The organism is Pedobacter frigidisoli (assembly GCF_004331675.1).
Classification (GTDB): Bacteria; Bacteroidota; Bacteroidia; order Sphingobacteriales; family Sphingobacteriaceae; genus Pedobacter; species Pedobacter frigidisoli.
Map to the genome: position 1 here is coordinate 315,170 of NZ_SJSN01000002.1, position 24,063 is coordinate 339,232.

The 24,063-nt window shown below is 38.7% G+C and carries 14 protein-coding genes; 13 read left to right on the forward strand and 1 reads right to left on the reverse strand.

Annotated elements, in window-relative coordinates:
- Nucleotides 1-50: 50 nt before the first annotated feature.
- Nucleotides 51-2,216: an alpha-L-rhamnosidase-related protein gene (locus tag EZ449_RS04090; protein WP_131556676.1), complete on the forward strand. Its 2,166-nt coding sequence runs from the start codon at nucleotides 51-53 to the stop codon at nucleotides 2,214-2,216.
- A gap of 369 nt (nucleotides 2,217-2,585) precedes the next feature.
- On the opposite strand, the gene EZ449_RS04095 is transcribed toward EZ449_RS04090, so the two are convergent.
- Entirely contained in the window at nucleotides 2,586-3,359 is a 774-nt protein-coding gene (locus EZ449_RS04095) for an IclR family transcriptional regulator (RefSeq protein WP_131556677.1), read from the reverse strand.
- 274 nt (nucleotides 3,360-3,633) lie between these two features.
- Here EZ449_RS04095 and EZ449_RS04100 point away from each other — a divergent pair, with 274 nt between their 5' ends.
- The 12 genes from EZ449_RS04100 to EZ449_RS04155 all read left to right on the forward strand — a co-directional run bounded on the left by EZ449_RS04100 (nucleotide 3,634) and on the right by EZ449_RS04155 (nucleotide 23,991).
- A complete protein-coding gene (locus tag EZ449_RS04100; protein WP_131556678.1) occupies nucleotides 3,634-6,393 on the forward strand; it encodes an alpha-L-rhamnosidase in 2,760 nt (919 codons plus the stop codon).
- Entirely contained in the window at nucleotides 6,390-7,496 is a 1,107-nt protein-coding gene (locus EZ449_RS04105) for a glycoside hydrolase family protein (protein ID WP_131556679.1), read from the forward strand. The genes EZ449_RS04100 and EZ449_RS04105 overlap by 4 nt, the downstream gene beginning before the upstream one ends.
- Nucleotides 7,497-7,503: 7 nt before the next feature.
- Complete coding sequence (locus tag EZ449_RS04110; RefSeq protein ID WP_225872225.1) at nucleotides 7,504-10,095, forward strand: glycoside hydrolase family 2 TIM barrel-domain containing protein; 2,592 nt, start codon at nucleotides 7,504-7,506, stop codon at nucleotides 10,093-10,095.
- A gap of 234 nt (nucleotides 10,096-10,329) precedes the next feature.
- Nucleotides 10,330-11,490, forward strand: coding sequence for an ABC transporter substrate-binding protein (locus EZ449_RS04115; RefSeq protein ID WP_131556680.1), 1,161 nt, complete (start codon nucleotides 10,330-10,332; stop codon nucleotides 11,488-11,490).
- Nucleotides 11,487-12,647: a CaiB/BaiF CoA transferase family protein gene (locus EZ449_RS04120; RefSeq protein ID WP_131556681.1), complete on the forward strand. Its 1,161-nt coding sequence runs from the start codon at nucleotides 11,487-11,489 to the stop codon at nucleotides 12,645-12,647. The genes EZ449_RS04115 and EZ449_RS04120 overlap by 4 nt, the downstream gene beginning before the upstream one ends.
- Nucleotides 12,648-12,813: 166 nt before the next feature.
- Nucleotides 12,814-13,977, forward strand: a complete 1,164-nt coding sequence (locus EZ449_RS04125; RefSeq protein ID WP_131556682.1) for a CaiB/BaiF CoA transferase family protein — start codon at nucleotides 12,814-12,816, stop codon at nucleotides 13,975-13,977.
- Nucleotides 13,970-15,208, forward strand: coding sequence for an extracellular solute-binding protein (locus tag EZ449_RS04130; RefSeq protein WP_131556683.1), 1,239 nt, complete (start codon nucleotides 13,970-13,972; stop codon nucleotides 15,206-15,208). The genes EZ449_RS04125 and EZ449_RS04130 overlap by 8 nt, the downstream gene beginning before the upstream one ends.
- On the forward strand, nucleotides 15,205-16,296 hold the full coding sequence (locus tag EZ449_RS04135; protein ID WP_131556684.1) for a Gfo/Idh/MocA family protein: 1,092 nt from the start codon (nucleotides 15,205-15,207) through the stop codon (nucleotides 16,294-16,296). Before EZ449_RS04130 ends, EZ449_RS04135 begins: the two co-directional genes overlap by 4 nt.
- A 177-nt stretch (nucleotides 16,297-16,473) precedes the next feature.
- Nucleotides 16,474-16,914, forward strand: a complete 441-nt coding sequence (locus tag EZ449_RS04140; RefSeq protein WP_131556685.1) for a MaoC/PaaZ C-terminal domain-containing protein — start codon at nucleotides 16,474-16,476, stop codon at nucleotides 16,912-16,914.
- A gap of 80 nt (nucleotides 16,915-16,994) precedes the next feature.
- Nucleotides 16,995-18,293: an L-fucose:H+ symporter permease gene (gene fucP / locus EZ449_RS04145; protein WP_131556686.1), complete on the forward strand. Its 1,299-nt coding sequence runs from the start codon at nucleotides 16,995-16,997 to the stop codon at nucleotides 18,291-18,293.
- A gap of 92 nt (nucleotides 18,294-18,385) precedes the next feature.
- Entirely contained in the window at nucleotides 18,386-21,805 is a 3,420-nt protein-coding gene (locus EZ449_RS04150) for a glycosyl hydrolase (protein ID WP_131556687.1), read from the forward strand.
- Nucleotides 21,802-23,991, forward strand: coding sequence for an aceric acid hydrolase (locus EZ449_RS04155; protein ID WP_225872226.1), 2,190 nt, complete (start codon nucleotides 21,802-21,804; stop codon nucleotides 23,989-23,991). Before EZ449_RS04150 ends, EZ449_RS04155 begins: the two co-directional genes overlap by 4 nt.
- Nucleotides 23,992-24,063 lie beyond the last annotated feature (72 nt).

Genomic DNA, 24,063 nt, shown 5'->3' on the forward strand with positions numbered 1-24,063 from the left:
TCCGAAGTCGGAGGATTAGAACATATAGCAATATGCTTAAAATAGATATTATGAAAAATCTAAAACAAACACTTTTACCCTTGCTTTTAATCTGTTTAACATTTCCAACTTTTGCCCAAAAAGCTTCATGGATTTGGTATCCGGGCGATTTCGATATTTACATGAGCAACGTGATGCAAAACCGTAGAACAGAAAGAGGTTCGTTTTTTCCAGTCTTTTGGAAAATGGATAGCCATTATGTTTTGGTCGATTTTCATAAGGAATTTAATTTATCTCAACCTGAAGATGTAAAACTTTTTGTAGAGGGAACTTACAATGTTAAAATCGATGGTCAGGCGATTTCCGGTTTTCCGAAAACCATTCAAATTCCCGCAGGAAAGCACAAGTTGAGCTTAAAAGTTTACAATCAGGCACATGTTCCGGCAGTTTTTGTTCAGGGGAAAACAGTTGTTTCTGATGAAACATGGCTAACAACTTTTGAAGATAAGGAATGGATTGATGCAAGCGGAAAAACTTCTGATAAATCTGGGACAACCTTTGTTTCGGCAGGTTCGTGGGATTTAAGCGACGCGACAAAACTGCCTTCGGCTTTTAAATTGCCAACAGTGGCGCACTCATCAATAAAAACAGAGAAAGCAAGCAATGGTTACGTTGCCGATTTTGGTAAGGAAACTTTTGGTTTTATAAAAGTTCATGGACTAAAAGGAAAAGGGAGGTTAAGCCTCTATTATGGAGAATCGAAAGAAGAGGCTTTGTCGACCGATAAATGCGAAACTTTAGATTATTTGGATATAGATCTAACGCAGAAAAAAGATTCGATTATGCCGCTTTCTAAAGCATTTCGCTATGTGAATTTTCAACCTGAAAGTGGCGTTTCGGCCGATTCGATTTCGATGCTTTATGAATATGCGCCTGTTACGGAACGCGGAAGCTTTAAATCATCAGATGCTGAACTCAACAAAATTTACGATGTAGCAAAATATACGTTCCATTTGAATACCCGAGAGTTTTTTATCGATGGTATAAAACGCGACCGTTGGGTTTGGAGTGGTGATGCTTATCAAAGTTATTTGATGAATTATTATTCGTTTTTTGATGCACCAACCGTTAAAAGAACTTTATTAGCGCAACGAGGAAAAGACCCTGTAACGGCTCACATCAATACCATTATGGATTATTCTTTCTATTGGTTTTTGGGAATTTACGACTACTACAAATTTACCGGCGACCAAAAATTTGTGCAGGATATTTACCCGAGAATGCAGTCGCTAATGACTTATATCGATGGCAGAAAAAATAAAAATGGCTTGTTGGAATGGATGCCGGGCGATTGGATTTTTATCGATTGGGCAGATAAATTAAGCAAAGATGGTGAAGTGAGCTTCGAGCAGTTATTATATGCAAGAAGTTTAGAAACAATGGCCTTATGTGCCAAACTTGCAAATGATTCAGAAAGCGCCACCAAATATGATAAGCAAGCCAAAAAGCTGAAAGCCAAAATTTTTGAATTATACTGGAACCAAAACAAAAGTGCTTTGGTGCACAGCAGAATCGATGATAAGCAAACAGATAATGTAACCCGTTACGCCAATATGTTCGGGATTTTCTTTGATTATTTCACGCCTGAACAAAAGTTAGCAGTAAAAAAGAATGTGCTTTTAAACAATGAAGTAGCAAAAATTACAACACCTTACATGCGTTTCTATGAGCTGGAAGCATTGTGTGCCATGGGAGAGCAGCCATATGTTCTAAAGGAAATGAAAAATTATTGGGGCGGAATGTTAAAACTTGGCGCAACTTCTTTTTGGGAAGAATACAATCCCGATAAAAAAGGAACAGAACATTTGGCGATGTATGGTCGCCCATTTGGAAAAAGCCTTTGCCATGCCTGGGGCGCAAGTCCGATTTACCTTTTGGGCAAATATTACTTAGGCGTTCAGCCGACAACGCCTGGCTACGAAACTTATACTATTGAGCCGAATTTAGGTGGTTTAGAGTGGATAGAGGGTAAAGTGCCAACTGCCAACGGCGATATCTCCGTTTATTGCAGCAAAAAAGAAATTAGAGTTTCTTCAGCAATTGGTACGGGAAAATTGAAAATAAAAAGTAGAACCAAACCTGGAGTTAAAGGCGCAGAAGTTAAGGAAGTTTCTAAAGGTATTTATGAGGTAACAATTGAAAAGGGTAAGGATTACAACGTTAAGTATTCGGGATAGCCATCATGCTCGTCATTAAGAGGTATAGTTTATCCCGACCTTTCGGGATAGCAATTTTATTACTTTGCGTTTTGTCTTTGATAGAACCAAGGCCTGAGCCACCTAAACCCGATTGAAGTGGAAATACTTTTAAGATAGCAGCAACCCTGAATATGCTGTCATGCTGAGGCACGAAGCATCTGCAACCTATGAAACGGATTCTTCGTTCCTCAGAATGACAGAAGTTTTTAAAAGATTGGAACGAAAAGCGGGACCGCTATAACCTAAAAGCCACAATAATTGCTTTTCAAATGAATAGAAACAGATTGCTTTCCCGAAAAATCGGGACAAGCTTGCATGCTTCCTCGCCATGAAGACTTTTAGAACAGTTTAAACCCCAATCCTTTGCTCAATTTTTTTAACGCATTTATTAGCCTCTGCAAGAATTACATCATTCTCAATAGCATTATCAACGTTCAAGGCATTTAACATCGAAATAGTTAAACATGCTATGATGCCGTTATTGCCTCCAATTCCGATAGGAACTGAAATATCGGTTACACCAGAAACGGAATCACTGTTTTTAAAGTACGAACCCGTTTTGTGAATATCTTCTAAAGAACTGATAAAATCTTCCTGTTGTGGTTTAGGATATTTCTTGAAAATAGCGTTGTTTTTTAGTGCCAAATTACGCTCAGCTTCGGGCATATAAGCCAACAAAACCTTGCCTGATGCTGTTAAAGGCAAAGGGAAAAGGTTTCCCTCTTCAATAGAAAGGGCAATTGGTCCCGGACTTTTTGCATGAATAATGACCATAACCTGAGTCATGTACAAGATACTTAAATGGCAGGATTGACGGATGGTATTTGCTAATTCTTCCAAAGGAAATTGTGCTGCTTTGCGCAATTCGTCCATTGGAGAGTGTCTGTGCGACAAGTAAAAAAGCTTTAACGAAAGTCTGTATTTTCCCGAAACTTCATCACGCAGAATATAGCCACGACTCTCCAAACTCATCAACATTCGATAAATTTCGTTTGGTGTTTTCTCAATTCCGATGGCAATTTCCGTTTGAGATAGAGGGATGGATTGTGCTGATAAATACTCCAATATATCAAGTCCTTTATCTAAGGCGGGTGCTTGATATTTTGATTCCTTTTCGTTCATACAGGCTTAAATTTGGTCGTAGCGTTTTTTTTACAATTTCAAACATACAAAATGCTTTCCGATTTATCATTTGGAAAGATTGTATATCAATCTAAAGTATTAAATGTTTTCATATTTAAAAAAAATATTTATATTTGAATTAGTAGCGAAGATTAATATCGGGCTTAAATTTAAGCTTAATGGCAAAGGAAAAGAATTGATTCTTTTAATTGTTTTTGTCGCTGATAACCAATTATAAATCTAAATAAAATACCTTAAAGGTGTAAATTATTTAATGGGCAAACTTTTAATCTTTTTCTGGCTTTTCTTATTCAGTCTTCCGCTTTTTGCGCAGGATATTAAGGTTGCTCGTTTAAGTTGCGCTTATCGAAATAATCCGATTGGGATAGATTTTGTTTCGCCAAGTTTGAGTTGGAAATTACAATCAGTAAAACACAATGTGATGCAAACTGCTTATCAGGTATTGATTTCGGGCAGTTTGGCTAACTTGAATAAAAATATAGGCGATGTTTGGGATACTAAAAAAGTGAATTCCGGTCAATCCATTCAGATAAAATATAAAGGCACTAAACTTTTATCAACCAAAACTTACTATTGGAAAGTTTGCGTTTGGGATAATTTCGGAAACAAATCTGCCTGGAGCAATACTGCATTTTGGCAAATGGGTTTACTGGGTACCGAAGATTGGAAAGGCGCAAAATGGATTGCTTTTGAAAGACTTGCCGATTCGAATGTGAACGTACTTCCTACGGATGGAAAAAAAGATAAATACAACGCTAACGACATTTTGCCAATGTTTCGCAAAGATTTTTCTGTTACCAAAACCATTAAAAAAGCAACGGCTTTTATTTCAGGTTTAGGGCATTTCGAAATGACTTTAAACGGCGAAAAAGTTGGCGATGATTTTTTAGCACCCGGGTGGACTAAATATGATAAAGAGGCTTTGTATGTAACTTATAATATTACCAAGCAGCTTAAAAAAGGAAATAATGCGATTGGCGTAATGCTTGGTAATGGTTTTTATTATGTTCCACCGGTTAAAGAAAGGTACAGAAAATTAAAGGTAGCTTATGGTTATCCTAAAATGATTTGCCGTGTTCTGGTTGAGTACAGTGATGGTACTTCAGCGAACATCATCAGCAACGAAAGCTGGAAAACCGCACCATCGCCAATTACTTTTTCGAGCATTTATGGTGGAGAAGACTATAACGCAAATTTGGAACAAAAGGGCTGGAATTCAAGCGGTTTTGATGATAAAAACTGGAAATCGGCTTTGCTTGTTAATGGCCCAAAATTAAATGCGCAAAAAGAAGAGCCTGTAAAAGTTTTTGAATATACCTCTGCTCTAAAAACTAATCCTGTTCCTAATGGTGAATGGGTTTATGATATGAGGCAAAATTCATCAGCCATTATAGAATTGAAAGTTCGAGGTAAAAAAGGCGATACGATTCGCATAACACCAGCTGAGTTAATAAAAGAAGATGGCTCGGTAACGCAGAAAAATATCGGCGGACCTTCTTACTTTACTTACATTTTAAAAGGTGATGGTATAGAAACCTGGCGGCCTCAGTTTTTTTATACCGGATTTAGATATTTGCAGGTAAAGGGAGCTAATCCTTATTGGACGGAACATGATATTAATAAAACTATTGTTTTAAGTCTAAGAGCATATCATGTTCGAAATGCAGCAGAACAAGTTGGTGAATTTTCCACATCAAATGATTTATTCAACAAAACTTTTAAGCTGATTGATTGGTCGATTAAAAGCAATATGGTTAGTGTTTTTACCGATTGTCCGCACCGCGAAAAACTGGGTTGGTTAGAAGAATTGCATCTAATGGGCAGTTCTGTTCGCTACAATTATGATGTTGCTCCGCTATTCAAAAAAGCTTTGCAGGATATGAAAAACTCGCAATTGCCAAACGGCTTAATTCCGGAAATTGCACCTGAATATGTGAAGTTTGAGTGGGGCGGCGATATGTTTCGCGATTCGCCTGAATGGGGAAGTAGCGGCATTTTGTTGCCCTGGTATTTGTATCAGTGGTATGGCGATAAACAGGCGATGGTAGATTATTATCCGATGATGCAGCGTTACATTAACTATTTAGCTACGAAAGCAGACAACCACATTTTATCTCAAGGTTTAGGCGATTGGTATGATTTAGGTCCGAAGCCGCCGGGCGTTTCTCAATTAACACCAATGGGTGTAACCGGAACCGCAATTTATTACTATGATTTACAAGTTTTAGAAAAAATGGCTACGTTTTTGGGTAAAAAAGCAGATGCCATAGCTTACCAAAAACTCGCTATTGAAGTTAAAAAATCATTCAATAATAAGTTTTTTGATAGTAAAACAAAACAATACGCAACTGGTTCTCAAGCTGCAAATGCCATGGCGGTTTACATGGGTTTGGTTGAGGATAAAGACAAAAGCGCTGTTATTGATAATTTGGTTAAGGATATCAGAGATAGAAAAAACAGTTTAACTGCCGGCGATATCGGCTATCGTTATGTTTTACGTGTTTTGGAAGATGCAGGAAAATCAGATGTGATTTTCGATATGAACAGTCGCTCGGATGTGCCCGGTTACGGGATGCAAATTGCAAAAGGCGCTACAGCTTTAACCGAAAGTTGGGCAGCTTTGCCAACGGTTTCAAATAATCATTTTATGCTTGGGCACTTAATGGAATGGTTGTATAGTGGCGTTGGAGGCATCCGTCAGGCCGAAAATTCCATCGCTTTCAACCACATTAAAATCGAGCCTGAAGTAGTTGGCGATTTAACCTCAGCCAATGTAAGCTACGATTCTCCTTACGGTAAGATTTCATCTGCCTGGAAAAAAACAGATAAGGAGTTTACGCTTGAAGTAAATGTTCCGGTAAATACAAAAACAACGGTTTACTTTCCGGCTTTGCCTGAAACAGTTATTGCTGAAGAATATAATTCAACATTTACCAATGCTGGTATTGAAAACGGAAAAACCAAAATTTCTATAGGTTCGGGGCATTATAAATTTAATTTAAAGTACAAATGAGAAAGATAAGCTTAATTCTTTTCCTTTTTGTTTGGGCTTTGAAATCGAATGCTCAAAATCCAAACCCGGTTTCTGCTGATGAAATGGAGAAAATTTATCAGGAAGTAAAAACGTCATACAAATATGGCTTGGTTATGGTTCCTGAAGATAAAGAACACAAAATGGATTGTCCTACTATATTTAGAAAAGGCAAATTTTGGTACATGACTTACTTGATTTTCAGTGGTCGTGGTTACGAAACCTGGTTATCAAGAAGCAAGGATTTATTGCATTGGGAAAATCAAGGTAAACTGATGCCGTTCAGCGATGCAGGCTCCTGGGATGATAATCAAAAGGCAGGTTACAATGCTTTGTTGGATATGAAATGGGGTGGAAGTTACCATGCTAAAACATTCGATGGCAAATATTGGATGTCGTATTTCGGTGGAAAAGAAAAGGGTTACGAGGTGGAACCTTTATCCATCGGGATGGCTTATACCACCAAACATCCATCGCTGGTTCAGGAGTGGAGCCGCTTAGATAAACCTGTTTTGAGTGCTTTAGACAAAGATGTGCGTTGGTGGGAAAATCGCAACAAACTTTTTAAAAGTACGGTAATTGAAGATAAGAAAAAATTAACAGGTCACCAGTTTGTGATGTATTACAATGCTGTTGGCGATTCTTTAGCCAATAATAAAAAAACACGTTGGTACGAGCGGATTGGAATGGCGGTTTCTGATGATATGGTTCGTTGGCAGCGTTTCAATAAGAACCCTGTCGTTCATCATCCTGTTGGCATTACCGGCGATGCGGTAATTCAGCAAATCGGCGATAATTATGTAATGTTTTACTTCGGTGCCTTTTGGCAAGATAGAAAAGGTTCATTTAATCGATTTGCAGTTTCGAAAGATTTAATGAACTGGACCGATTGGACAGGAGATAACCTGATTGAATCATCAGAAAAATATGATGATTTTTATGCCCACAAATCTTTTGTGCTGAAATACAAAGGCGTGGTTTACCATTTTTATTGTGCGGTAAACAAGCAAGACCAACGCGGAATAGCATTGGCTACATCAAAAGATTTAGGTAAAAGTAAAGTGAATTTTGTAAGTGGAAATTAGAATGAAGATGTTGAGCAATTTTAGGGTTTTAGTTTTTTTGATGGCGGCGTTGTCGGTATCTCGTCATTGCGAGGCGAAATCCGCCAACACCGTCATTACGAGGCACAGCCTGTCCCGACCTTTCGGGAAAGCAATCTCATTTGCAGAATCAGACTGCTTCGGCTCGCTCAATCCCATCCTCGCAATAACGACCGCTTTACCAAAACCGATTTCGGAACCCCGCACCAGAACCAATTTCAACAAAAACTGGAAATTCTTCCTCGGCGATGAATCTGGAGCGAAATCTAATGCATACCTGGATTCCAAATGGAGACTATTAACCTTACCACACGATTGGAGCATTGAGGGGAAATTCGATGAAAAAAATCCTGCCAAACCCGAGGGTGGAGGTTTGCCAACCGGAATTGGCTGGTACAGAAAAGAGTTTACAGCACCTCCAAATTATCAAAACCGATTAATAACCATTGAGTTTGATGGCGTTTATAAAAATAGCGAAGTTTGGATTAACGGAAAATACTTAGGTAAACGTCCTTACGGTTATTCTTCATTTTCTTACGAGATAAGCAAATTTCTAAAAACAGGAAAAAATATTATCGCTGTTAAAGTTGATAATTCTGCCCAACCAGATTCCCGTTGGTATTCTGGTTCAGGTATTTACAGGAACGTTTGGTTAACATCAACAGCAAAAGTGGCGGTTTCGAATTGGGGAACATTTGTAACTGCTGATTATGTTAAAGCAAATTCCTTTCATCCAAATGTACATCATCAACTTCCCTTTGATATTGCAGTTGTTAAGATTAAAACAAACTTGATTAATAAAACGGGTAAAATTCAGTCAGCAATTGTTGTTCAGAATATTTATGACCCGAAAGGGAAATTAGTTAAGAAAGATGCTTTCACAATTAAGAAACTAGGTGCCGTAGAAGATTTAACGAATGAATTTTACGACATAAATAACCCAATGCTTTGGTCTATAGAAAATCCGTTTCAATACAAATTAGTTACTCAAATTCTTCAAAATGGGAAAGTAATTGATAGTTATGAAACCAAATTCGGCGTTCGTTCTTTCGATTTTGATGCTGAAAAAGGATTTTCACTAAATGGTAAGTCGATGAAAATTTTAGGCGTTTGCCTGCATCACGATTTAGGTGCTTTAGGTGCTGCCGTCAATGTTCGAGCAATGGAGCGCCAACTCGAAATCATGAAAGCTATGGGGGTAAATGCCATCCGAACTTCACACAATCCACCTGCGCCCGAGTTTTTAGACTTATGCGATAAAATGGGTTTCCTGGTAATGGACGAAGCTTTCGACATGTGGGCGAAGAAGAAAACTAAAAACGATTACCATTTGAACTACCCTGAATGGCACAAACGTGATTTGGAAGACATGATTAAACGTGACCGCAATCATCCATCAATTATTCTGTGGAGTATTGGTAACGAAATACGCGAACAGTTCGACAGTACTGGTATTGCGATTACTAAGGAATTGGTAGGTATTGTTAAAAATCTGGATAAAACCCGTCCTGTTATTTCAGCTTTAACAGAAACTAAAGCAGAGAAAAACTTCATTTATCAGGCAAATGCCTTAGATATTTATGGCTTAAACTACAATCACAAATTGTATAAAGATTTCCCTAAAAACTATCCGGGTGTTAAGTTTTTGGCCACAGAAACCACTTCAGCATTAGAGACAAGAGGTTTTTACGATACTGCAGATAGCATTCGCCGTTGGCCAAAAGATGGAAAAACTAAGTTTACCGAGGGGAATAAAGAATGGTCGGCATCTGCTTACGATAATGTTTCGGCTTACTGGGGTTCTACTCACGAAGAAACTTGGAAAGAAGCAAAAAAATACGACCACGTCTCGGGCTTATTCGTTTGGACAGGTTTCGATTACCTCGGCGAACCTTTGCCTTATCCTTGGCCAGCGAGAAGTTCATACTTCGGTATTGTCGATTTAGCGGGTTTCCCAAAAGATACATATTACATGTATCAAAGCGAATGGACAAGCAAGCCTGTGCTACATATTTTACCACACTGGAATTGGGAAGCTGGAAAATCAGTAGATGTTTGGGCTTATTACAACAATGCCGATGAAGTGGAATTGTATCTCAACGGAAATTCTCTGGGCAAAAAATCTAAACAGAACGATGATTTGCATGTGCTTTGGGATGTAAATTTCGAACCCGGAACTTTAAAAGCTGTATCTCGTAAAAATGGTAAAGAAGTTTTGGTTCGTGAAGTGAAAACTGCAGGAGCTCCTGCTAAAATTGAGTTAATCGCTGATAGAAAAAATATTAAAGCTGATGGAAAGGATTTATCTTTTGTAACCGTTCGAATTTTGGATGCAGCGGGAAATGTTGTTCCGAATGCTGACAACTTAGTTAATTTTAAAGTTGAGGGTAATGGTTTTATCGCAGGCGTTGATAACGGCTTCCAAGCAAGTTTGGAGCCTTTCAAAGCAAACTATCGCAAAGCATTTCATGGTTTATGCTTGGCCATTCTTCAATCAACAGAGAAATCCGGAACAATTAAATTAACGGCAATAGCTGTCGGTTTAACAACAAATTCAATTATAATTAAAACAGGAAAATGATGGATTGGTCTTAGTTATCGGTTAGTGCCGAACTAACCAAAATAGATATTAGACTTGGTCGGTGAGGATACCAACCATTAAAGAAATTAAACTAATTGTCATGGTGAGTTACGAAGCATATGCAAACGATAAATCGCAGATCTTAAAAAGGAGAGATGCCAGCTTTGGGTTTGGAACACATAGGTTAGAGATTCTTCGCTATGCTCAGAATGACAAGAAATAAGAGGAAAATAAGTGGAGAAGACAATTAACTTAAAAGGAATAACCTGGAACCACAGTCGCGGGCTTTTGCCAATGGTGGCAACGGCACAACGATTTTCAGAATTGTATCCGAATGTTCAAATCACCTGGGAGAAAAGAAGTTTGCAACAATTTGCCGATTTTTCTATTCAGGAGTTGGCAGAGCGATTTGATTTACTGGTTATTGACCATCCCTGGGCTGGCTTTGCTGCAAAAACAAAATCTATTGTGCCTTTGGATTTTTACCTTTCAAAAGATTACCTGGCAGACCAAGAACGCAATTCCGTTGGTCAGTCTTATGAAAGTTATTTCTACGATGAACATTTATGGGCGCTGCCGATTGATGCAGCAACGCCTGTAGCAGCATCACGACCTGATTTGCTTGCTGAAAAAGGATTGGAATTACCCAAATCATTTGAAGAGTTATTAGCACTTGCCGATAGAGGATTAGTTGCTTTCGCAGGCATACCAATTGATGTTTTAATGAATTTTTATACACTCTGCTGTTCACTGGGTGAAGACCCTTGCCAAAATGATAGCGAAGTTGTTTCAGCGGAAACAGGTGTTAAAGCTTTGCAACTGTACCGAGAAATGGCATCGAAAATGGATAAGGCAAACTTCAATAGAAACCCAATACAGGTTTACGAGGCCATGACTTTAACCGATGAAATCGCCTATTGTCCTTTCGCTTATGGCTACTCAAACTACTCCAGAAACGGTTATGCCCGCAAAGCATTACATTTTCACGATATGATTTCCTTAGATGGAAAAACGAATTTAAGAAGTACATTAGGTGGAACAGGCTTAGCCATTTCCTCAAATTGCGAAGAACTCGATGTGGCTGCCAAATATGTAGAGTTTGTGGGTTCTCCTGCTTGCCAATCTACTTTGTTTTTCGAAAGTGGCGGTCAGCCCGGACATTTAGCTGCGTGGAAAAATGACGAGGTAAATCGCCAGAGCCAAAATTATTTTCTAAATACTTTGCCTGCTTTGCAAAGAGCGTTTCTTCGTCCGCGGTACCATGGTTCCATGTATTTTCAAGACCATGCAGGCGACGTGGTTCGCAATTATTTAATGAATGGTAGCGATGAAATTCAGGTTTTATCGACCATGAACGAGTTATATCAGAAATCTAAAAGTTTAGTGTTATCATGAACAGACCATTAGAGGGAATTCTGGTTTTAGAGTTTTGCCAGTTTTTGGCAGGACCATCAGCCGGTTTAAAATTGGCTGATTTAGGCGCTCGTATAATCAAAGTCGAGCGACCAAAAACGGGCGATGCTTGTCGCCAATTATCTATCAAAAACCTTTTTGTTGATGAGGATAGTTTACTTTTTCATACCATCAACCGCAATAAGGAAAGTTATGCAGCAGATTTAAAAAATCCTGAGGATTTAGAGCGGTTGAAAAAACTAATCAGCAAGGCTGATGTAATGACACATAATTTCCGTCCGGGTGTGATGGAAAAAATTGGCTTGGATTATGAAAGCGTTCAAAATATCAATCCAAAAATTGTTTATGGTGTGGTTACGGGTTACGGAAATGAAGGGCCTTGGCGAAATAAACCAGGTCAGGATTTACTCATTCAGGCAGTTTCAGGTCTGACTTTTTTATCAGGCGTTGATGTAGATGGACCTGTTCCTTTTGGTCTTTCCGTTTCTGATATTATGTGCGGAAACCATTTGGCGCAAGGCATTCTGGCGGCGCTAATTAAAAGAGCGAAAACCAATAAAAGTGTTCTGGTTGAAGTGAGTTTGTTAGAATCGATTCTGGATGTACAGTTTGAAGTGCTAACCACTTATTTAAACGATGGCGGAAAATTACCTGATAGAAGCGGGGCAAAAGGTAGTGCACATGCATATTTAAGTGCGCCTTATGGTATGTACGAAACGAAAGATGGCTATATCGCCATGGCAATGGGAAATCTGCCGAACATCTGCGCCATCATAAAATGTGATATTGCTGATTTATATGTGGAAGCAGGTTCAGCATTCGAAAATCGTGATAAACTGATTATTCGTTTGTCCGAAACATTCAAAAAAGACAATACTAAAAATTGGGTAAGCTTATTAGAGGAACATGGAATCTGGTGTGCCGAAGTGTTAAATTATCAAACCGCTACTGCTTTGAGTACTTATAAAGACTTACAAATTGAGCAGCATTTAGATTTGGGAGAGAGCGTAAAAATCAAGACTACTGTTAGTCCGATTAGGTTGGATAATGAAAAGTTATTCGCGGCGAAAGCCGCTCCAAAACTGGGTTTTGATACGGAAGAGATTAATGAGGAGTTTGAATTAGAAAAACATATATAAACGGTTGTCATTCTGAACATAGTGAAGAATCTGCAGGCGATGAAAAAGTGCCATAAATAACCCACAAAATAACAGTAGTTGTGGGTTAATTAAGGTAATGCTATTAGGTTAGAGATTCTTCGTTGCTCTCAGAATGACAGCAAGATTATAGTAATAATTAAAAATTATGAGACCGCTTGAAGATTATTTAGTTATCGATTTCAGCCAGTTTCTTTCGGGGCCATCGGCAAGTTTGCGCTTGGCCGATATGGGCGCTCGTGTAATCAAAATTGAGCGTTTAGGTGTAGGCGATATTTGCCGTACACTTTACACCTCCAATTTGATTATGAATGGAGAATCGTCGGTTTTTCATGCCATCAATAGAAATAAAGAAAGTTTTGAAGTCGATTTAAAGAATGAAGAAGATTGTGAAATGGTTCGCGAGCTGCTTAAAAAAGCCGATGTCATGATTCATAATTTTCGTCCAGGGGTGATGGAGCGTTTGGGTTTCGATTACCAATCGGTGTTGGCTTTAAATCCGACAATTGTTTATGGCGAAATTTCTGGCTACGGAACGGAAACGGAATGGAAAAATAAACCTGGTCAGGATTTGCTGTTACAATCGGTAACGGGACTAACTTCTTTAACAGGAAATGCCGATAGCGGCCCCGTTGCGATGGGTTTATCCATTGTTGATATGCTGGCAGGTGCACATTTAGCACAAGGACTTTTAGCCTGTTTATATCGCAAAGTGATTAAAAACGAGGGTGGCTTTGTGCAGGTAAGCATGATGGAATCGGCTTATGATTTCCAGTTTGAAACCATCACAACATTTATGAATGATGGCGGCGCATTGCCCGAACGTTCTAAAAAGAATAATGCCAACGCATATTTAGGTGCGCCGTACGGTATTTATCAAACAGAAAACGGATATTTAGCATTGGCAATGGGTTCAATTCCTCAACTCGGTAATTTATTGGGCTGTGAGAAATTAGAAGATTACAATGAAATTAGTGAAGCATTTGATAAGCGGGATGAAATAAAGGCGATTTTAGCTGAACACCTCTTGTCGGATACAACTGAAAAGTGGCTGTCCATTTTAGAACCTGCTGATATTTGGTGCGCAGATGTTTTGAACTGGAATGCGCTGATGGCCCATGATGGTTTTAAGGTGTTGAACATGATACAGGAGGTGGAAATGGTTGATGGTTACAAATATGAAACAACCCGATGCCCGATTCGCATTGATGGCGAGTTGCTTACCTCAGCAGTTGGTTCCCCGAAATTGGGACAGGATAATGAAAAAATCATCAAAGAATTTATAACACAGAATACAATTGCAAATGCATAACCAAATAGAAACTTTCAAAATTGCCGTTCGCAAATTTGCCCCTTTTGAATCTGCCATGCAGAAATTTTGGGATAAATATTGCGAATTTTCGGGCTGTACTTTGAAGTTGGAAATGGTTGTGATGGATTTGCATGAACTTTACGACCGCACAATTACTCAAAAAGGTTTGGCAAACGGCGATTTCGATATTGCCCACATCAGCACCGATTGGGTTTTGGAGGGCTATTTAAATCAGGATTTCGAGCTTTTAAATCCTTACATCAATAAAAATAAACCTGAAGATTTCCCGAGAGGATGGAGCAAATCACTACTGGGTTTGCAGCGTTTCGGCTGGGAAGTTGTGGGTTTGCCATTTCACGACGGGCCTGAATGTTTCATTTATAGGAAAGATTTATTTGAAAGTGAAATGGAACAAGCAAACTATTCCGCACAATTTGGTAAAGCTTTAGCAGTTCCAAAAACCTGGGAAGATTTCCATCAGGTGGCGCAGTTTTTCAATCGGCCTGCCGATAATTTATATGGAAGTATTTTTGCCTGCTATCCTGATGGCCACAACACGGTTTTCGATTTTTGTCTTCAGTTATGGACAAGGGGCGGGACATTGGTCGACAAAAATGGTTTCATTCAAATCGACACCCAAGCCGCAATCGATGGCTTAAATTTCTACAGAAAAATTGTAAACGATAAAACTGCGGTTCATCCAAAATCAGCCGAATTTGAATCTGTTGCAGCTGGAATTGCCTTTTCGCAAGGAGAGGCAGCCATGATGATAAATTGGTTTGGCTTTGCAGCGATGTGTGAAGTAGATGAAAATTCAAAAGTTAAAGGCAAAATTGATGTCGAATTACTACCATCGGCTCCTGATAAAAATTCTGCATCCTTAAATGTTTATTGGCTTTACACCATCGCCAAAGGCAGCAAAAATAAAGCGCTAGCTTACGATTTTCTTCGCTTTGCTTTAGCCGAAGAACAAGATAAGCAACTCACTTTGGAGGGTGGAATTGGTTGCCGAATTTCGACATGGAAAAATGCGGAAATCAACAAAATTATTCCTTACTACCATAAGTTAGAACAACTACATGAGGTGGCAAATATGCTTCCTCAAAAAGAAAACTGGGCTACAATTGCGGCAATAATTGATAAAATGGTTTTGCAGGCGATAAATACAAATTCGCCATCCGAAGAACTTATTCAGCTTGCACAAAGCCAAATTAATGAAATTGATAAATGAGTATTGATATAAAATATAAACCCGAACTGCCGCAAACGAAACAACCAATCATCATCATCGGTGCAGGTGGAATAGTGGCCGATGCACATCTTCCTGCCTATAAAATTGCAGGTTTTGAAGTTCATGGCATTGTAAATAGAACCAAAGAAAGGGCGCAGAAATTAGCGGATGCTTTTGGTATTTCGAACGTTTATGATTCAGTTGCTGAAGCCGTAAAACTTGCTCCTGAAAATGCTGTGTATGATTTAACCATCATGCCAGAGCAATATATTGAAACTTTAAAGCAGCTACCAGATGGAAGTACCGTTTTAATTCAGAAGCCAATGGGCGATGATTTTAAGCAGGCTAATGAAATTCTGGAACTTTGCAGAACCAAGAATTTAAAGGCAGCAATAAACTTTCAACTCCGTTTTGCACCCTTTGTAAGTGCTGCAAAATATTTGATTGACAAAGGCTTAATCGGCGAATTATACGATATGGAAGTTCGTGTGACGATTAAAACACCTTGGGAGATTTTCCCTCATGTAATTATTCATCCACGATTGGAAATTCAATACCACAGCATTCATTATGTTGATTTAATTCGTTCGTTTTTGGGTAATCCTCAAAGTGTTTTAGCGAAAACGCTGAAACATCCTGCGAAGAATTTATCGTCATCGCGTTCTACAATTTTATTCGATTACGGCGATACGATGCATGCGGTAATTAACACCAATCACGACCATGATTTCGGTCCGACCCACCAGGAAAGCTACATTAAATGGGAGGGAACAAAAGGTGCAATCGTAGCAAAAATTGGTTTACTGATGGATTATCCTAACGGTGTTCCTGATGTTTTTGAATATTGTATTTTAGAAGAGAATAAATTGCCTGAATGGCAAACGGTTAAATTAGATGGCTCCTGGTTTCCTGAAGCATTTATAGGAACAATGGCGAATTTAATGCGGTACAACGAGGGCTCAACCGATGTTTTGCATACGAGTGTTGAGGATGTGATTCAAACAATGGCTGTTGTGGAAAGTGCTTATAAATCGAGTGATATTGGAGGGGTAACGCCTCACCCTTTGAACGGTAGTAGTATTTTATAGTTAGGTGCATCCCTCTCCTGAAGAGAGGGAAACAAAAGTTAGAAGTAAGAATATAGTATAAAATAGCATGCCAATTAGGTGTGCAGTGGGTTAAAAGTAAAAACTTTGTATTCCTCTCTTCTGGAGAGGAAGTGCAGAAAAGAACAACTATCCCAAAACATTAATTAGAAGATGCTTATGTATTTCAAATCAACATTTTTTGAAGATTATCAATTACAAGATAAACGTGTAACCTTGGGTCGTACGATAACGGAAACCGATTTTGTGGTTCATGCTGGCCATACCGGCGATTTCTTCCCGCATCATATGGATGCAGAGTGGTGTGCAACGCAACCATTTAAGCAACGCATTGCCCACGGAACGATGATTTTCAGTATTGGAATTGGATTAACCGCATCTGAAATTAATCCTGAGGCAATGTCAAAAGGTTATGATAAATTGCGCTTTGTAAAACCTGTTTTCATTGGCGATACCATCCACTCGGAAATCACGATTTCTGAAAAAGGTGATAGCAAAAGACCAGAATATGGAACTGTAACCGAACACGTTGAAATTATTAATCAACACGGAGAAGTCGTTTTAGTCTGCGACCATCTTTTAGTAGTCAAAAAGAAATAAAATCGTCATTGCGAGGAGGTACGACACGGCAATCTCATTCGATGATTTAAACCTTGATAAACACTTATAAAACCAAATATATGAACCACAATACACAGCCAGAAATTATAGCCGAGGGCGAACCATCATCAGGAAAAAAATATTTATTGCCATTTATTTTAGTGGTAAGTCTATTCTTTTTATGGGGAATGGCGCACAACTTGGATTCCATTTTAATTCCACACCTTAAAAAAGCGTGTAATCTAAGTAATAGTCAATCGACATTGATTGATACTTCAGTTTTTCTCGCATACTTTTTAATGGCCATTCCTGCGGGAGTGCTTTTAAAACGATTTGGATATAAATCTACTATGATTACCGGTTTACTGGCATTTGCATTTGGTGCATTTCTGTTTGTTCCGGCAGCAAATAATCTATCGTATATTACTTTTTTAATTGCTCTTTTTATCATTGGCTGTGGCTTAACCTTGCTCGAAACATCATCAAACCCTTATGCAGCAATTTTAGGAAGTCCTGATAAAGCCGCATGGCGATTAAATCTTGCAGCAACCTTTAATGGGTTAGCGGCGCCTTTGGCAACAATCGTAGGACGATTTATTCTATCAGGAAAATCGCACACCAAAGAAGAATTGGCAGCAATGACGGAAACGGTGAGGGATAATTACTTCCTCACAGAAGCATCTACAGTTAAAACACCATACATTATTTTAGGAACCGTTTTGGTTTTGGTTGCCTTGCTATTCTATTTTATGAAATTGCCTGAAGTAAAAACGGCAAGTAAGGATGGAGTTTCGGAGGGCAGTTTTATGGGCGCCCTTAAGCATAAACATTTAAGATGGGCTGTGATTGCACAGTTTTTTTATGTTGGTGCGCAGGTTTGTGTAACCAGTTTTTTCATCAGAGCGGCACAGCAAGCAGGCGGATTTGACGAATACACAGCTTTGTATTATTTAGGTTTATATGGTACATTATTTTTAGCAGGGCGCTTTGTTGGAACCGCTTTACTTCGTTATATCGCCTCAAACAAATTACTATCAATTTATGCAGTAATTTCAGTTTTATTAAGCCTTGTGGCTATTTTCGGAGATGGAGTAATTGTTGTTTATGCCCTCGGCGGATTAGGTTTCTTCATGTCTATCATGTTTCCAACCATTTTTGCGTTAGGAATTGACGGCATCGGAGATGATACAAAACCAGGTTCCTCGTGGCTAATTATGTCGATTGTTGGTGGTGCAATTTTGCCTTATTCAATGGGAACTTTGATTGATATATATGGAGATAATATTCAAATTGGTTACAGCATTCCACTCGTTTGCTATTTAATTATTCTATTCTTCGGATTGCGAGGCTATAAAATCGCCCATAACAATTTAAAATAACCATAGAAACACAAAGCACACTAAAATAATCAAATAGCATTATACTACACCCAACTTAGTGTCCTTTGTGACTTGGTGGTAAATAGTTAAAAATGAAATCAAGATTTAGCAAAATTCTCATCTTTACATTGTTGTCAAGCTTTTACTTTGCAAAAATTGCTGCTGCGCAACAAAATGAAAATGCTAAACCTTGGGTATTTTGGTATTGGGTAAAGGGTGCAGTTTCCAGACCCGGCATCACAGCCGATTTGGAAGCAATGAAAGCTAATGGCATTGCTGGCGCTTATTTAATGAGCATTCAAGGTCCTGATAAAACGCCTGTTTATTCGCCGCCTGCTGTTCAACTTACGCCGGAATGGTGGAAGCTGGTGGAGTTTGCGATGAACGAGGCAAAACGCTTGGATTTAAAACTCGGAATGCACGTTAGTGACGGTTTTGCACTTGCGGGCGGACCATGGATTACGCCCGAACTTTCTATGCAAAAAGTCGTTTGGTCTAAGTCTTTGGTTAATAATTCAACTACCAAAATCATACTGCCTAAGCCTGAATCTAAAGAAAACTATTATAAAGATATTGCGGTTTACGCTTATCCATCACCGATTGGCGAAAACATTTCAACAAGGACAGTTATCCCTAAAATCACAGCAAGTAATGGTGCTGATGCCTCAGGTTTAATTCAACCCGGAAATAAGAAAAACTTCGGTTCTAATGAACTTTGTTACATTCAATACGAGTTCGAAAAGCCTTTTACTTGCAGAACAGTTACCATTAAAATCAGTGGGAATAACTATCAGGCGCAACGTTTAGCGATAGAAGTAAGTGATGATGGTAAAGTTTTCCGTTCCATAGGAAGATTAGAACCACCTCGCCATGGTTGGCAAGATACCGACGAAGATGTAACGCATTCTATCAAACCAACCACAGCAAAGTTTTTCAGGTTTATTTATGATAAAAAAGGTTCTGAACCAGGCGCCGAAGATTTGGATGCTGCTAAATGGAAACCATCTTTAAAACTGGTTAATCTCGAGTTAAGTGCTGAGGCACAAATTAATCAATTCGAGGGTAAAAACGGTTCGGTTTGGCGTGTGAGCAAAAGAAGTACGGATGAACAAATCGCTAAAAATTTATGTGTTCCGCTTAATAAAATTATAAACCTATCGGATAAATTAAATCCTGATGGGTCTTTATTCTGGAAAGCTCCTAAAGGCAATTGGACAATTTTACGAATTGGGCATACTTCCACAGGACACACCAATGCAACAGGTGGTGGTGGAATGGGCTTAGAGTGCGATAAATTCAACCCTGAAGCCGTTAAATTGCAATTCGATAGCTGGTATGGCCAAGCTTTAAAACATGGCGGACCTGAAATAGCAAAAAAAGTCTTGAGCGTTTTCCATGTTGATAGTTGGGAATGTGGTAGCCAGAACTGGTCGCCGTTATTTAAGGCTGAATTTTTAAAACGCAGAGGATACGATTTAACCCAGTATTTACCAATTATGACCGGCTTGCCTGTGGAAAGCACTTCGGTTTCCGAGAACTTTTTATACGATGTAAGGAAAACAATTTCCGAATTGGTGGTTGACCAATTTTATAAAACTTTGGCAAAGTTAGCAAAGGAGCAAGGCGTAACTTTTACTGCCGAAAGCATAGCGCCAACGATGATGAGCGATGGTTTAATGCATTACAAAACTGTTGATGTACCAATGGGCGAATTTTGGTTAAACAGCCCAACGCATGATAAACCAAACGATATGTTGGATGCCATTTCGGGCGCACATATTTACGGCAAAAACATTATTCAGGCCGAGGCTTTTACAACCGTTCGGATGGATTGGAATGAAAGTCCGGCGAATATGAAAACCTTGCAGGATAGAAATTATGCACTTGGTATTAACAAATTGGTGTACCATGTTTTTACTCACAATCCATGGATGGGCAGAAAGCCCGGAATGACATTGGATGGTGTCGGGCTATATTTTCAACGCGACCAAACCTGGTGGAAAGCGGGGAAAGCTTGGATAGATTACGCAGAACGAACACAAAATCTTTTACAACAAGGAAAACCCGTTGTAGATATTGCCGTATTTACGGGCGAAGAATTGCCTCGTCGCTCGGTTCTACCAGATAGGTTGGTGAAAACATTGCCGGGGATTTTTGGTACTGATGTAGTTGAATCAGAAAAGAAACGTTTGGCAAATATTGGCGAGCCACTAAGGCAAATTCCTGCTGGTGTAACGCATTCGGCAGATATGGCCGATCCCGAAAATTGGGTTAATCCTTTACGTGGCTATGCTTACGATAGTTTCAATCCGGATGTGTTAAATACCGCTACGGTTAAAAATGGTGAGGTGGTTTTTGAAAGTGGCGCAGCTTACAAAATTTTGGTTTTTCCGGGAGCTATGAAAATGAATCCGAATTATCAATACATGGGTTATGATGTCGTAAAAAAGCTTTCGGACTTGATTAAAGCGGGTGCTAAGGTTATTGTTGCTGATAAACCACTGTATCAAAATGGTTTGAAGCAAGTAAGCAAAGCTGAATTTGATAGGGTTGTTGAGGAGATTTGGGGAGGAATCTTTAGTGAAATTCAGAGAGATGAACAACTAATTTTTGTTAAGCGTTTAGGGCTGGGGAATATTATAAAAGCTCCTTTTTATGGGGAAAATTTAATAAGTCTTAAAATATTGCCTGATTTTTTACCTTATAATCAAGCGGATTCACTTGAGGGTTATTATGCAAAAAATATAACTTTTGCACATCGAAAATCGCTCGACAAGGAAATTTATTTCATCTCCAACCAAGAAAATAGAGAACGAGAACTGATACTTAATTTTAGGGTTATGGGCAAAATTCCAAAATTATTTGATGCTGTGAGCAATCAATGGTCAATGATAAAAGAATTTGGAAGTTTAGACGGGCAAACTGCATTACAGATGAAATTTGCTCCAAATCAATCTTTATTTATCATTTTTGAAAAGCAAGCTAAAAATATCCAATCAATGAATGGAAAAAACTTGTCAAATTTTAAAACCATCCAAGATATTTCTAAATCTTGGCAGGCAAAATTCGATACGGCTTATGCAGGACCATCTAAACCTGTCATTTTTAATGAGCTAAGCGACTGGACCAAAAATCCTGATAGCCTGGTTAAATATTATTCGGGTACAGCCGTTTATACTAAGAATTTCACTTTCAACGGAAATCCGAATGATAAAATTTGGATTGATTTAGGCCAGTTCTCCAGCATTGCTGAAGTAAAAATCAATAGTATAAGTTGCGGAACATTGTGGACTGCTCCGCATCGTTTGGAAATTAGCAAAACCATCAAAAAAGGCGATAATAAAATAGAAATTGAAGTGACAAATACATGGGCAAATCGTTTAATTGGCGATAGTAAATTGTCTGAAAATAAAAGAATTACCAAAACGACTGCACCTTTCCGTTTGGAGGGTAAACCTTTAAATCCTGCCGGATTATTGGGTCCGGTAGTTATTCAAATCGAAGAAAAATGATGAGAGATTTATTAGTGATTAAAAAGGATAGAGTTCCACAACTTCAGTCGTTAAACAGAAAATTTACTATCATCATTTCGAGCGAAGTCGAGAAATCTTTGAACTTTTCGATAAGTATAGTTCAAAGATTTCTCCACTTCACTGCGTTTCAGTCGAAAAGACGATTCCGTTTCCGGATTTTTGGAATATTAATTCTACTCTTCTGTTTATTAAATACAAATGCGCAAGACAGGGCTTTGGTTTACAACTCAAACTCGCCTTATGCAAAATTGCATAGCATCAACATGACCGATGTTACCTGGACAAAAGGCTTTTGGGCAGATAGGTTTAAGGTTGCCACTGAAACTATGGTGCCGAATATGTGGGCAATTTACAACGACCCAAAAATCAGTCACGCTTTTAAAAATTTTGAAATTGCTGCTGGATTGGATACGGGTTCACACTCCGGACCATCTTTCCATGATGGTGATTATTACAAAACGCTTGAGGCTGTCGCCAGTTTATATGCATCAACTAAAAATCCGAAGCTGAACGAAATGATGGATAAAGCCATTGTGGTGATTGGAAAATCTCAACGCGAAGATGGTTATATCTATACAAAAGCGATGATTGAGCAACGCAAAACGGGTTCTAATAATCAGTTTCAGGATAGGCTAAGCTTTGAATCTTATAATATTGGTCACTTAATGACGGCAGGTTGCATTCATTACCGAGCAACTGGAAAAACCACTTTGTTGAACATCGCTAAAAAAGCAACAGATTATTTATACAATTTTTATAAGTCTGCATCACCAACCCTGGCACGGAATGCAATTTGTCCGTCGCATTATATGGGCGTTGTGGAAATGTATCGTACTACGAAAGACCCTCGATATTTAGAATTGGCGAACCATTTAATCGCCATTAAAGGAAAGATTGATGATGGAACGGATGATAATCAGGATAGAATCCCGTTTTTACAGCAAACCAAAGCAATGGGGCATGCCGTTAGGGCGAATTATTTGTATGCTGGCGTGGCCGATTTATATGCCGAAACGGGAAAAGATTCTCTATTAAATACTTTAAATTTAATGTGGGATGATGTAAATCAGCATAAAATGTACATCACAGGTGGTTGCGGGTCACTTTATGACGGTACTTCTCCCGATGGTACTTCATACAATCCTGCTGATGTTCAAAAAATTCATCAGGCTTTTGGTCGCGATTACCAGTTACCGAATTTTACGGCACATAACGAAACCTGCGCAAACATTGGTAATGTACTTTGGAACTGGCGAATGCTACAGATTACAGGTGATGCAAAATATGCGGATGTGATGGAACTGGCATTACACAACAGTGTTTTATCGGGAATTAGCTTGGATGGAAAGAACTTTTTATATACGAATCCCTTGGCTCAGTCTGATGATTTACCTTTCAAACAGCGTTGGTCTAAAGATAGAGTGCCATACATTGGTTTATCTAATTGCTGTCCGCCGAACGTGGTTAGAACCATTGCCGAAGTGAGCGATTATGTTTATAGTGTTTCTGATAAAGGCTTGTGGTTCAATTTATATGGTGGTAATAACTTAACTACCAAGTTAGCTGATGGAACGGGGGTTTCGATTGCCGAAGAAACAAATTATCCTTGGGATGGCAGAATTAAAATCAGCGTTAAGGAAACAGGGAGCAAGGCATACTCTTTATTTTTAAGAATCCCATCGTGGACACATGATGCACAAATTAGCATCAACGGAAAAATTGAAAATGTTAAAGCCATTTCAGGAACTTACGCTGAAGTAAATCGCGTTTGGAAAGAAGGCGATATAGTAGAGCTAAATCTCCCGATGGATGCAACTTTAATCGAGGCTAATCCTCTGGTTGAAGAAAACAGAAACCAAATTGCTGTAAAACGCGGTCCGATTGTTTACTGTTTGGAATCTACCGATTTACCTGGTAAAAGCATCTTCAATACTTTTGTGCCAACATCAACCAAGTTTACTGCCAAACTAATAAATATTGATGGTGCTGAAATGATGAGTTTGGTTGGTAATGCAAAAATCGTTGAGACAAATAATTGGAAAAATGTGCTTTACCGCCCGATTGATAATAAAAATACAGAAACGGAAATAAAATTGGTACCATACTTTGCTTGGGGAAATCGCGGCCATTCAGAAATGTCGGTGTGGTTGCCGGTTAGCAGGTAAAATTAAATCGTCATTGCGAGGTACGAAGCAATCTAATTAGGGGAGATTGCTTCGTACCTCGCAATGACGACA

What these genes read in the sequence shown, in the direction of transcription:
- EZ449_RS04090 (WP_131556676.1), top strand. Translation starts at nt 51, where the DNA reads ATGAAAAATCTAAAACAAACACTTTTACCCTTGCTTTTAATCTGTTTA.
- EZ449_RS04095 (WP_131556677.1), bottom strand. Translation starts at nt 3,359, where the DNA reads ATGAACGAAAAGGAATCAAAATATCAAGCACCCGCCTTAGATAAAGGA.
- EZ449_RS04100 (WP_131556678.1), top strand. Translation starts at nt 3,634, where the DNA reads ATGGGCAAACTTTTAATCTTTTTCTGGCTTTTCTTATTCAGTCTTCCG.
- EZ449_RS04105 (WP_131556679.1), top strand. Translation starts at nt 6,390, where the DNA reads ATGAGAAAGATAAGCTTAATTCTTTTCCTTTTTGTTTGGGCTTTGAAA.
- EZ449_RS04110 (WP_225872225.1), top strand. Translation starts at nt 7,504, where the DNA reads ATGTTGAGCAATTTTAGGGTTTTAGTTTTTTTGATGGCGGCGTTGTCG.
- EZ449_RS04120 (WP_131556681.1), top strand. Translation starts at nt 11,487, where the DNA reads ATGAACAGACCATTAGAGGGAATTCTGGTTTTAGAGTTTTGCCAGTTT.
- EZ449_RS04125 (WP_131556682.1), top strand. Translation starts at nt 12,814, where the DNA reads ATGAGACCGCTTGAAGATTATTTAGTTATCGATTTCAGCCAGTTTCTT.
- EZ449_RS04130 (WP_131556683.1), top strand. Translation starts at nt 13,970, where the DNA reads ATGCATAACCAAATAGAAACTTTCAAAATTGCCGTTCGCAAATTTGCC.
- EZ449_RS04135 (WP_131556684.1), top strand. Translation starts at nt 15,205, where the DNA reads ATGAGTATTGATATAAAATATAAACCCGAACTGCCGCAAACGAAACAA.
- EZ449_RS04140 (WP_131556685.1), top strand. Translation starts at nt 16,474, where the DNA reads ATGTATTTCAAATCAACATTTTTTGAAGATTATCAATTACAAGATAAA.
- fucP (WP_131556686.1), top strand. Translation starts at nt 16,995, where the DNA reads ATGAACCACAATACACAGCCAGAAATTATAGCCGAGGGCGAACCATCA.
- EZ449_RS04150 (WP_131556687.1), top strand. Translation starts at nt 18,386, where the DNA reads ATGAAATCAAGATTTAGCAAAATTCTCATCTTTACATTGTTGTCAAGC.
- EZ449_RS04155 (WP_225872226.1), top strand. Translation starts at nt 21,802, where the DNA reads ATGATGAGAGATTTATTAGTGATTAAAAAGGATAGAGTTCCACAACTT.